The 6,082-nt window shown below is 69.8% G+C and carries 7 protein-coding genes; all 7 read right to left on the reverse strand.

Features of this window, described 5'->3' with window-relative positions; translation table 11 throughout:
• A partial coding sequence (locus tag J0695_RS35695; protein WP_206968930.1) for a glycosyltransferase family 2 protein occupies window positions 1-1,347 on the reverse strand: 1,347 nt, incomplete at its 3' end.
• Window positions 1,344-1,988 carry an ABC transporter permease gene (locus J0695_RS35700; RefSeq protein ID WP_206968931.1) on the reverse strand — a complete coding sequence of 215 codons (645 nt, stop codon included), beginning with the start codon at window positions 1,986-1,988 and terminating at the stop codon, window positions 1,344-1,346. The genes J0695_RS35700 and J0695_RS35695, both read right to left, overlap by 4 nt.
• The gene (locus J0695_RS35705) at window positions 1,981-2,685 is read right to left on the reverse strand and encodes an ABC transporter ATP-binding protein (protein WP_206968932.1); all 705 of its coding nucleotides are present in this window, start codon (window positions 2,683-2,685) and stop codon (window positions 1,981-1,983) included. The genes J0695_RS35700 and J0695_RS35705 overlap by 8 nt, the downstream gene beginning before the upstream one ends.
• Window positions 2,682-3,884, reverse strand: coding sequence for a sulfate adenylyltransferase subunit 1 (locus tag J0695_RS35710; RefSeq protein ID WP_206968933.1), 1,203 nt, complete (start codon window positions 3,882-3,884; stop codon window positions 2,682-2,684). Before J0695_RS35710 ends, J0695_RS35705 begins: the two co-directional genes overlap by 4 nt.
• Complete coding sequence (gene cysD / locus J0695_RS35715; RefSeq protein WP_206968934.1) at window positions 3,885-4,796, reverse strand: sulfate adenylyltransferase subunit CysD; 912 nt, start codon at window positions 4,794-4,796, stop codon at window positions 3,885-3,887.
• Window positions 4,793-5,344, reverse strand: coding sequence for an adenylyl-sulfate kinase (gene cysC / locus J0695_RS35720; protein ID WP_206968935.1), 552 nt, complete (start codon window positions 5,342-5,344; stop codon window positions 4,793-4,795). Before cysC ends, cysD begins: the two co-directional genes overlap by 4 nt.
• Window positions 5,338-6,082: sulfotransferase family protein (locus J0695_RS35725; protein WP_206968936.1), on the reverse strand; the 745-nt coding region annotated here is incomplete at its 5' end. The genes cysC and J0695_RS35725, both read right to left, overlap by 7 nt.

Below are 6,082 nucleotides of genomic sequence, written 5' to 3' on the forward strand. Positions count from 1 at the left end.
CAGGTCCCAAGTCCCCGCGTTGCGGCCCGAGTTGAGTGCGTCCGGGGTGACCACCGCCACCGAGCGGTGGACCGTGCGGAAGCCGCCGTCGGGCAGCTCCACCCGCTCCGTCACCGTCTCGACCGGCAGGAAGCACTCCTCCGCCGAGCCGCGCCTGCGCGCCACGATGTCCATCCGCGCCGACTTCAGCCGCTTGGTGACGTCCAGGAGCGCCGGGTCCAGGTCCGCCACCGGGGTGCGGATCGCGTCCACGCCCGCGTCGGTGTGGACGTAGGTGAGCGGTCCCGCGGGGGTGTGCAGCTCGCCCGTGGCGGTGATCCGCAGCGGGGAGCCCTCCGCCTCCGCGGTGGCCTGCGCCTTGAGACCGGCGTCCCATGCCGCCAGCTCCCGTACCGACTCCAGCCGGTCCTGCACCAGCAGGGCCGCGGTCGCGCGCTGCATGGCGGGCAGACCGGCGGCGACGCCCGGGGCGAAGCGCTCGGTGGCCACCTTGCGGGCCTCGCGGAAGAAGTCGGTGTTCCAGTCCTCGGGGGCGGTCAGGAAACGCTTGCCGGTGAGACGGCCGACGATCTCGACCCGCAGCCAGCGCCGGTGGATCTTGTCGCGGAGTGCGCCCGGCTCCGTATGCGCGTCGACGATGTCCAGGGCCTCGCAGAGGTTCCCGAAGTAGCCGGCGGGCTCGAAGCGCTGGAAGCCCGCGTTCGAGGCGTCGGGGCGGCCCACGTGGTAGTAGCAGGTGTAGTCGGAGAGGACCGAGATCCGCTTCGCCGCGAAGTTCGCCGCGGTGACGAAGACATGGTCCTCCAGGCGCCGCTTGCCCTCGGGGAAGCGGAGGTTGTGCTCCAGGAGGAAGGAGCGACGGTACATCTTGTGCGGGGTGAGGCTGTCGATCAGCGGGGAGTTGGCGTACGTCGCGTCGGGGTGGTTCTTGCGGAACAGCTCACGCGGCACGCCCCGGTTGACGCCCGTCATCTTGCCGATGACGACATCGGCGTCGTTCTCCTTGGCGTACGCGTACAGCCGGTGCAGCGCCTCGTCGCCGAACCAGTCGTCGTTGTCGGCGAACTGCACGTACTCGCCACGGGCCTTCTCGATGCCGATGTTGCGCGGGCGCGAAGGCCAGCCCGAATTGGGGATGTGGATGACCTGGATGTTGGCGTGCTCCGCGGCCACCTCGTCCAGCCGGGCACCGGTCCCGTCCGTCGAGCCGTCGTCCACGAAGATCGCTTCGAACTCGTCCGCGGCCATCGTCTGGCGCAGCAGCGAGGAGATCAGATCGTCGATGAACGGGCCCGGGTTGTAGACCGGGACGATCACGCTGATCTTGAGGTTCTCGGGGGAAGTCATCGGTGCCTTTCTCGGGGGAGCAGGCCACGGGTGCGTAGCACACGGCGCTCCACCGGAGTAAAAATAGCGGATTCGACGACGACGCCGACGGCCAGGATCACACCCACCGCCGCAAGGGTCAGAGCGGTGTCGTCCGTCTGCTTGCCGGTGTTGAGGATCTCACCGATCCCGGGCAGCGGTGTCTCCGTGATCAACTCCGCCGTCATCAGGGCCCGCCAGCCGAAGGTCCACCCCTGTCGCAGCGCGTGCACGATCCCTGGGAGCGACGCCGGCAGCAGGACGTACCGTACGGAATCCCAGCCGGTGGCGCCCATGGTGCGCCCGGCCCGCAGCAGCAGCGGCGGGATCTGGTCGAGCGCCCCGACCAGGCCCATCGCCACGGACGGTACGGCGCCGAGCAGCACCACCGCGTACACCGCCTGCTCGGATTCGCTCAGCACGAGAACCGCGAGCGGTACGAGACCGGCGGCGGGCAGCGACTGGATCGCGGACAGGACGGGGGAGAGACCCCTGCGCACCGGTGCGTAACGGCGGATCAGCAGCCCGATCGCCGAGCCGAGCAGTACGGACGCGGTGAAGCCGAGCACCGTACGGAAAAGGCTGTGGCCCAGGGCGGGGACGAGGGAGCCGAGGCTAAGCATGGGCGTGGACTTCCTTGCGCAGGCGTTCGGTGATCTCCTGCTCGTCGGCCACTGCGCCCTCGGTGGATCGCCACTGGTGGGCGATGCGCCCGGGACGGGTGGAGAGCAGGACGATCCGGGTGCCCAAGCGCAGGGCCTCGCGCACATCGTGGGTGACGAAGACGACGGTGAGCCCCTGCTGCCGCCAGACGTCGGCGAAGACCTCGTGGAGATCGTCGCGCGTGATGGCGTCCAGCGCCCCGAACGGCTCGTCCATCAGCAGGAGTTGGCTGTTCTGCGCGAGGGCGCGGGCGAGAGCGACGCGCTGGCGCTGACCGCCGGAGAGTTCATGGACAGGGGTGTCGTACCGGTCGGCGAGCTGGACGAGACCCAGCAGCCGGGCCGCCTCCGTGCGGTGCCGGTCCGGCTGCAACTCTCTTAGCTTCAGGGGCAGTTCTACGTTTCCGCCCGCCGTCAGCCAGGGGAAGAGCGCATGGTCCTGGAACATCAGCGCGGGCGGCGGTCCCGGCTCCACGGACACCGTGCCCGTCGTCGGCTCCTCCAGGCCCGCGATCAGATGGAGCAGAGTGGACTTGCCGCTGCCCGATCCGCCGAGCAGACAGACGAACTCGCCCTCTCCGACGGACAGGTCGATCTCGCTGAGGACCGGTTCGCCGCGCCTGCCGAAGGTTTTCCCCGCCCCCTCCAGCCGGATCAATGCGCCATGCCGGCGGTGAGCGTGGCACCGTCGGCAGGGTCGATGAGCAGGAAGGACCCGGTGCGGCGCGAGTCGGCGTACGGATCGAGTGCGAGCGGTTCGGCGGTGCGCACCGTGATGCGCCCGATCCCGTTGACGGCGAGCTCGCCGCCGGCGACCTCCTCGACGACCGCCTTGACCGTACGGGTGGTGTGCTTGAGCAGCACCCGGTCGCCGGTCGTCAGCGGACGGTCGTGCAGATGGCAGACGGTCGCCTCCACGTGTCGGGTCGGGGCGGGCGCCCCGTCCGCCGGCGCGATCAGGTCGCCCCGGGAGACGTCGAGCGCGTCGGCGAGGGTGACGGACACCGACTCGCCCGCACTTGCGTGCCGTACGTGAGTGCCGAGCCGGTCGATGGCGGTGACGGTGGTGGTACGGCCCGAGGGCAGCACGGCGACGGTCTCGCCCACGGACAGGGTGCCGGAGGCCAACTGGCCCGCGTAGTAACGGAGTCCGCCGTGCCGGATGACGTACTGGACGGGGAACCGGGCGGGGGCGGAGGCCGGTTCGGTGGCGACCTGGACGGACTCCAGGTGCTCCAGGAGGGTCGGGCCCTCGTACCAGTCCATGCGCGTGGAGCGCTCCACCACGTTGTCGCCGGCCAGCGCGGAGAGCGGTACGGCGGTCGCGGAGGGGACGCCGAACTCCTCGACGATACGGTCGTAGACGGTCTGGTCGTAGTCGACGAGGTCCATCTTGTTGACGGCGAGCACCAGATGCGGGACGCGCAGCAGCGAGGTCACGGCAGCATGGCGCAGGGTCTGCTCGACCACGCCGTGACGGGCGTCGACCAGCACGATCGCCAGGTCGGCGGTGGACGCGCCGGTGACCATGTTGCGGGTGTACTGCACATGACCCGGGGTGTCGGCGAGGATGAAGCGGCGCCGGGCGGTGGCGAAGTAGCGGTAGGCGACGTCGATGGTGATGCCCTGCTCGCGCTCGGCACGCAGCCCGTCGGTCAGCAGCGCCAGGTCGGGGGTCGCGCCGCCGGACGCCCGGGTGACGGCCTCCAGCTGGTCGGTGAGGATCGACTTGGAGTCGTGCAGCAGACGTCCCACGAGGGTGGACTTGCCGTCGTCGACGGAGCCCGCAGTCGCGAACCGGAGTGTGTCGACGGCCAGTTGGGTGCCGGGAGTGCTCGGGGTGCTCAGGGTGCTCATCTAGAAATATCCCTCGCGTTTACGGTCTTCCATCGCCGCCTCCGACACCTTGTCGTCGGCGCGCGTGGCCCCCCGCTCGGTCAGCCGGGACGCAGCGATCTCGTCGATCACTGCCCCGACGGTGGCGGCGTCGGAGTCGACGGCGCCGGTGCAGGACATGTCACCGACGGTGCGGTAGCGCACCAGCCGGGTCTCGGTGAGCTCGACGACCCTGGGGCCGCCCCAGTCGCCCGCCGTCAGCCACATGCCGTCGCGGGCGAACACCTCGCGCTTGTGGGCGAAGTAGATCTGCGGGAGCTCGATGCCCTCGCGTTCGATGTACTGCCATACGTCCAGCTCGGTCCAGTTGGAGAGCGGGAAGACGCGGACATGCTCGCCCGGTGCGTGGCGGCCGTTGTAGAGCTGCCACAGCTCGGGGCGCTGGCGGCGCGGGTCCCAGGCGGAGAACTCGTCGCGCAGGGAGAAGACGCGCTCCTTGGCGCGGGCCTTCTCCTCGTCGCGGCGTCCGCCGCCGAAGACCGCGTCGAACCGCTCGGCCTGGATCTTCTCCGTCAGCGGCAGCGTCTGCAGCGGATTACGGACACCGTCAGGGCGCTCACGCAGCACACCGCGGTCGATGTAGTCCTGTACGGAGGCGATATGCAGGCGCAGCCCGTGCTCGGCCACCGTACGGTCGCGGTATTCAAGGACCTCGGGGAAGTTGTGCCCGGTGTCGACATGCAGCAGCGTGAAGGGAACGGCCGCCGGAGCGAAGGCCTTCAGCGCCAGACGCAGCATGACGATCGAGTCCTTGCCGCCGGAGAAGAGGATCACCGGCCGCTCGAACTCACCCGCCACCTCGCGGAAGATGTGCACCGCCTCCGACTCCAAAGAGTCCAAGTGGGACAGCGCGACTGCGCTGGTGGCTTTCATACGATCCTCCGTTCGGCCAGCAACTGGTGCACGGCATAAGCGGACTGCGCGACGGTCTGCAGCTGGGTGTTGATCCGCAGATCGGGCGCGGTGGGCAGCTCATAGGGGTCGTCGACCCCCGTGAGCCCGGTGAGCGCACCGGCCGCCTGCCGCGCGTACAGGCCCTTCACGTCTCTTACGGCGCAGACCTCCACCGGAGTGGCGACATGCACCTCGAAGTACGGGGTGCCGCTCTTGGCGTGCCGCTCGCGCACCGCCGCCCGGCTGTCCGCGTACGGGGCGATGACCGGGACGACGGCGATGATCCCGTTGCGTGCCAGGATCTCGGCGACCAGACCGATCCGCCGCACATTGGTGTTCCGGTCGTCCCGGCTGAAGCCGAGGCTGTCGGAGAAGGCGATCCGGATCTCGTCGCCGTCCAGCACCTCGACGCGATGGTGGGTGGCGCGCAGCCTGGCCGTCAGGGCCTCGGCCACGGTGGTCTTGCCGGAGCTCGGCAGCCCGGTCAGCCAGACGGTGGCGCCGCGGCCAGCGGACGGGTTCAGCATGCGTACCCCCAGCTGCGGGCGGTCGCGCGCAGCTCGTCGGGGACGTCGCCGGCGGCCGGGAGGGCACGGGCCCGCTGGACCGAACCGGACTTGATGTTCTCGCTCCAGTCGCCGATGTACGCCTTGAACGGGCCGTGGTCCTGCTTCCCGTACTGCAGCATCCGGCGGTCCCACTCGACGCCGAGGAAGCCGCAGATGTCACGGGTCGTCGCGGCGGCGTCGTCCGTCAGGTCCTCGTAGCGGACGGTGAGCCCGGGCAGCCGGTTGCGGGCGTCCTCGACGGCGTCGACGTAACTCTTGATCTCGGCGACGGTCTGCGCCGGGTCGCGGTCGGGGCGGCCGTTGATCAGCGAGCTGACCATCGAGGCCGGGTGGCGCAGCAGGAAGAGGTACTTGGCATCGGGCCACGCCTCGTGCAGCCGCTCCCAGACCAGGGCATTGCCCGGCGTCTTGTCGACAATCAGGTCCTTGCCGCTGTGCTGGAGCTCCCGGTGGAGTACCCGGTCCCAGAGGAGGTGTTCCAACTCGTGCTGGTCGAGCCCCAGTTGGGTCATCGCGTTCTTGGTGTACGGCTTCGTCTGGTCGACCTGGAGCGTCCGCAGATGCATCTCGTGCGGGGCGCGGATACGGGGGTGGCTGTTGAGCAGCACCCGCAGCAGCGTGGAACCCGACCGTACCGAGGAGATCACGAACACCGGTTCGGGGACCAGCCGTTGCCCGGCGGGGGTGGGCGGGATC

Origin of the sequence: Streptomyces beijiangensis (assembly GCF_017315755.1) — a bacterium.
Taxonomy (GTDB): domain Bacteria; phylum Actinomycetota; class Actinomycetes; order Streptomycetales; family Streptomycetaceae; genus Streptomyces; species Streptomyces beijiangensis.

Bases quoted from the DNA above. Each gene is read 5' to 3' on its own strand.
- J0695_RS35700 (WP_206968931.1), bottom strand. From the start codon at position 1,988: ATGCTTAGCCTCGGCTCCCTCGTCCCCGCCCTGGGCCACAGCCTTTTC.
- cysD (WP_206968934.1), bottom strand. From the start codon at position 4,796: ATGAAAGCCACCAGCGCAGTCGCGCTGTCCCACTTGGACTCTTTGGAG.
- J0695_RS35710 (WP_206968933.1), bottom strand. From the start codon at position 3,884: ATGAGCACCCTGAGCACCCCGAGCACTCCCGGCACCCAACTGGCCGTC.
- cysC (WP_206968935.1), bottom strand. From the start codon at position 5,344: ATGCTGAACCCGTCCGCTGGCCGCGGCGCCACCGTCTGGCTGACCGGG.